Below are 4,206 nucleotides of genomic sequence, written 5' to 3'. Positions count from 1 at the left end.
AGACCGGCGTCGCCAGCAGCGCGCCGACCGCCAGCCCGATGGCGGTGGCCCGTGGCGCGTCCATCCGTCGGCTGACACGCGCGCCGACCAGGATATAGACCGCCCATGCCGCCCCCGCGAGCAGTGCGAAGACGACTCCCAGCAGGTCGATCCCGCCGTCATGCAGCGCCGCCCCCGGCTGCAGCAGAAGTCCCAGCCCGGCTAACACCAGGGCCGCCAGCAGCAGATCGACCGGCCGGCGCGACTCCGCGAAAGTCAGGATCAGCGGCCCCAGGAACTCGACCGCCACGGCGATGCCCAGCGGCAGGCGTGCCAGCGCCAGATAGAACAGCATGTTCATCACGGCGATCGACGCGCCATAGCGGGCGACCAGCAGCAATGTCCCCCGGTCGGGGGCCGCGCGCCACGGGCGCACCAGGGCGCCCAGCAGGATCGCGCCCAGCCACAGCCGCAGGCTGACGGTACCCAGCGGGCCGAATTGCACGAAGACCAGTTTCGCCAGCGACCCGCCGACCTGGAACGACGCAATGCCGCCCAGCAGCAGCAAGGCGGCGCCGACCGGCCCGCCGGGTTTCTGCCCGGAAATGGCGTCCGGGGCTGTGCCGGTGGCCATGATGGTCTGTATCCTGCGTCAGAAGGTCGGTGTTGGTGCCGTACGGCAGGAGGAGCAGTGGGACAAGATCCGATGAGACAGGATCTTCAGACGTCCAGATCCTCGACCATGCTCGCATGCTCCTGGATGAACTGGAAGCGGAGTTCCGCCCGCCGGCCCATCAGGTGCTCGACCCGCTCGCTGGTCAGGGCGCGGTCCTCGGCCGGGGTGACCACGCGCAGCAGGGTGCGCCGCTTCGGGTCCATCGTCGTCTGCTTCAGGTCGCCCGGTGGCATTTCCCCCAGGCCCTTGAAGCGCGAGACCTCGATTTTCGCGTTCGGCTTGAAATCGCGCTTCAGCTTGCGTTCCCGGTCGGCGTCATCCATCGCATAGACCGTCTTGCCGCCCTGGGTCAGCCGGTAGAGCGGCGGCTGCGCCAGATACAGGTGCCCCTGGCGGATCAGATCGGGCAACTCGCGGTAGAAGAAGGTCATCAGCAGCGATGCGATATGTGCGCCGTCCACGTCGGCGTCGGTCATGATGATGACCCGGCCATAGCGCAGGCGGGCGGCCTCGAACCGGTCGCCGACGCCGCAGCCCAGCGCTTCGATCAGGTCGCGCAGTTCTTGGTTGGCGCGCAGCTTCTCGGTCGAGGCGCTGGCTACGTTCAGGATCTTGCCGCGCAGCGGCAGCACGGCCTGGGTCTCGCGGTTGCGGGCCTGCTTGGCCGACCCGCCGGCGGAATCGCCCTCGACCAGGAAGATCTCGGTCTCGGCCGCGTTCTCGCGCGTGCAATCGGTCAGCTTGCCCGGCAGGCGCAGGCGCCGGGTCGCGCTCTTGCGCGGCGTGTCCTTCAGGTCGCGGCGGCGCAGCCGCTCCTCGGCGCGTTCGATGATGAAGGCCAGCAGATTGTCGGCCTGCGCCGGATGGCCGGCCAGCCATTGCTCGAACCGGTCGCGCAGCGCAGTCTCGACCAGCCGGCCGGCCTCGGGCGAGGTCAGCTTCTCCTTGGTCTGGCCCTGGAATTGCGGATCGCGGATGAAGGCCGACAATTTGGCCGCCAGCGCCCCCAGCACGTCATCGGCAATGATCGAAGCGGCGCGCTTGTTGGAACGCTGCTCGCCCCAGGCGCGGAACCCCTTCAGCAGGGCCGCGCGGAATCCCGCCTCGTGCGTGCCGCCCTGCGGCGTCGGGATGGTGTTGCAATAGGACGCAAGATTGGCCGACCCGGATTCCAGGAAGGCGATGGCCCATTCCATCCGTCCGGTAGCCGCGCCGTCGGGGCCGACCGGCAGGTCGGCCTCGCCCGACCACATGTCGGTCAGCAGGGTGGCCGCGCCCAGTTCGTCGCGCAGGCTGTCGGCCAGGCCACCGGGGAAATGCAGCACGGATTCGGCCGGGATGTCGGCGTCGCGAATCAGCGCCGGGTCGCACGACCAGCGGATCGTCACCCCCCGGAACAGATAGGCCTTCGACCGGCACAGCCGGTACAGCCGCGCGGGCGAGAAATGCAGCCGGCCGAAAATCTGCGGATCGGGGGTAAAGCGGATCTGCGTGCCGCGCCGGTTCTGCGTGGCGCCGATCCGCTCCAGGGGCGTGACCGGATGGCCGCGTTCATAGACCTGGCGCCAGACCGCGCGGTCGCGCGCGACCTCGACTTCCATCCGCGCCGCCAGCGCATTGACCACCGACGAGCCCACGCCATGCAGGCCGCCCGACGTGGCATAGGCCTTACCCGAGAACTTGCCGCCGGCATGCAGCGTGGTCAGGATGACCTCCAGCGCCGAGCGATCCTTGAATTTCGGGTGAGGATCGACCGGGATGCCGCGCCCATTGTCGCGGATCGTCAGCCAGTCGCCGGCTTCCAGCGTGACGTCGATCGTGGTGGCGTGGCCAGCCACGGCCTCGTCCATCGCATTGTCCAGGATCTCGGACGCCAGGTGGTGATAGGCGACCTCGTCCGTGCCGCCGATATACATCCCGGGTCGGCGCCGCACGGGCTCCAGCCCCTCCAGCACCTCGATCGCGCTGGCGTCGTACTCTCCACCGTCGCCGCGCGCCGGTGCGGTGGGCGCGGCCGGACGGTTGCGTGTGTCCCGGTTCGGCCGCGGCGCGGAGAAGAGATCGTCGTTCATGGAGTGTTCTTTGTTCCGCCACCCCGGCGCCTGTCAAGCGCGCCCCGACAGGCCGGCGCCGCCGTCTACCCGCTCCCTATGTTCCGCCGCCGGTCTCAGCTACGGGTCGAATGCGTCCGCCGGCCGCGATAACGGGTGCGGATTTCGGTGCGCAGGCTCCGCTCGGGCGCGATGCAGGTCTCGTAGGAGGCCGGCTGGATGATGTCCTTGGCCTGGGCATAGCTGGACAGATCGGCCGGCGTATCCAGGACCGCGACCTCGTCGAACATCGCAGCGCGCTGGTTGCAGAAGGCGGTGCCGGCCTTCAGCCCCCGCTCGGACTGCACGTTGGCCAGTTGGGTGATGTAGTCGTCATGCTCGCGCTGGGCGCTGCGGCCATAGGTGGCGCGGAAATAGCCGTTCAGCGTGTTCTCCTCGGCCAGCAGCGTGCCGCGGAACTGGGCGACGAAGCTGTTGTAGCGGTCCTGCATGTTGCACGACAGCGCCGTGACCATCAGCTCGCTCTTCAGGCCCTGGACGTCGAACGCCTCATGCGCGGGCGAGGTGGTACAGGCATCGGCCGCCATCGCGGCCTGGCCGTTCAAAAACCCGGCAAGCGCCATGCCGGCCATTGCGGCACGCCGAATCGGAAAAGACATGGTGCGATTTCTCCAGACCGATCAAGGTGCTGCGCCGGATGGCAGCCGGCATATGAACCAATATGTGAACTAGACTGGCTAGAACTTTATAATGGCAACATAACCCTGGCGGTTGCGTTGGCAATTAAAATCTGGGGCCGTTCGGACGCGCTTCTTATCGTCCGGGGGCGCGGGCCGCAAGCGTTCCGGTGCCGCATTTCCGCGCGCTCGGGCGTTGTCCCGATTGTCCGTCCGGGCAGGTCCGGACGGTGTCGGCCGGCGGGCCGGCACGCAGATTCACGCGGCGGGGGAGTTCCACCGTCCCGCGATCTGCTCTAGAGCGGTGGCCGGCGATTTTCGACCGCGTGCCCCGGCGCCTGCGGTCTGTGAACAAGCGGAGCTGACGAGTGCGAGTGCGACTGTCTTCTGCAATCCTGGTGGCGGCGTCCGCGCTGCTGGCCGGCTGTCAAAACAGGCCCGTGATACAGGCCGCCGTGCCGCCCAACCCGTTCGGCTATCTGAAGCGTTCGGCGGTCTGCAAGGTCGGTCCCGTGCGTCCGGACGCGTCGGGCCAGTTGCAGGCCAGCATGACCGTGCGGAGCGATGACGGGAATTGCGAGATCCTGGTCCAGCAGGATGGCGGGCAGTCCTATGCCTCGTTCGGCGTGGCGCCGGCGCCCGAGCACGGCAAGGCATTCATCTATAACTACAATAATCACACTTATGTGACGTACACGCCCAACACCGCCTATGCCGGGCCGGACCATTTCACGGTGACGCTGATCCGCGGCAGCGGCCTGCCGCGCCGGTCGCTGGTCGTGGCCGCCAGCGTCGACGCCACGGGCGTCGTGGTGCCGACCCC

Annotated in this window: 4 protein-coding genes; 1 reads left to right on the top strand and 3 read right to left on the bottom strand. The window is 68.2% G+C overall.

Going from position 1 to position 4,206, the window contains the following annotated elements; all coding sequences use genetic code 11:
- The 3 genes from HUK84_RS11450 to HUK84_RS11440 all read right to left on the bottom strand — a co-directional run.
- Positions 1-613, bottom strand: a 613-nt coding sequence (locus HUK84_RS11450) for an EamA family transporter (protein WP_374729318.1), incomplete at its 3' end; no start/stop codon positions are given.
- An 86-nt stretch (positions 614-699) separates the two neighbouring features.
- The gene (parE, locus tag HUK84_RS11445; RefSeq protein ID WP_176640411.1) at positions 700-2,727 is read right to left on the bottom strand and encodes a DNA topoisomerase IV subunit B; all 2,028 of its coding nucleotides are present in this window, start codon (positions 2,725-2,727) and stop codon (positions 700-702) included.
- A 95-nt stretch (positions 2,728-2,822) separates the two neighbouring features.
- Positions 2,823-3,365 carry a hypothetical protein gene (locus HUK84_RS11440; RefSeq protein ID WP_176640410.1) on the bottom strand — a complete coding sequence of 181 codons (543 nt, stop codon included), beginning with the start codon at positions 3,363-3,365 and terminating at the stop codon, positions 2,823-2,825.
- 386 nt (positions 3,366-3,751) lie between these two features.
- On the opposite strand from HUK84_RS11440, the gene HUK84_RS11435 reads away from it, so the two are divergent.
- Positions 3,752-4,206, top strand: a 455-nt coding sequence (locus HUK84_RS11435; protein ID WP_218064334.1) for an Ig-like domain-containing protein, incomplete at its 3' end; no start/stop codon positions are given.

It is taken from the genome of Nguyenibacter vanlangensis (genome assembly GCF_013376155.1).
Taxonomy (GTDB): Bacteria; Pseudomonadota; Alphaproteobacteria; order Acetobacterales; family Acetobacteraceae; genus Gluconacetobacter; species Gluconacetobacter vanlangensis.
The sequence above is the reverse complement of the archived record's forward strand: the minus strand, read 5'-3'. Positions and strand labels throughout refer to the sequence as shown.

Bases quoted from the DNA above. Each gene is read 5' to 3' on its own strand.
- parE (WP_176640411.1), bottom strand. From the start codon at position 2,727: ATGAACGACGATCTCTTCTCCGCGCCGCGGCCGAACCGGGACACACGC.
- HUK84_RS11440 (WP_176640410.1), bottom strand. From the start codon at position 3,365: ATGTCTTTTCCGATTCGGCGTGCCGCAATGGCCGGCATGGCGCTTGCC.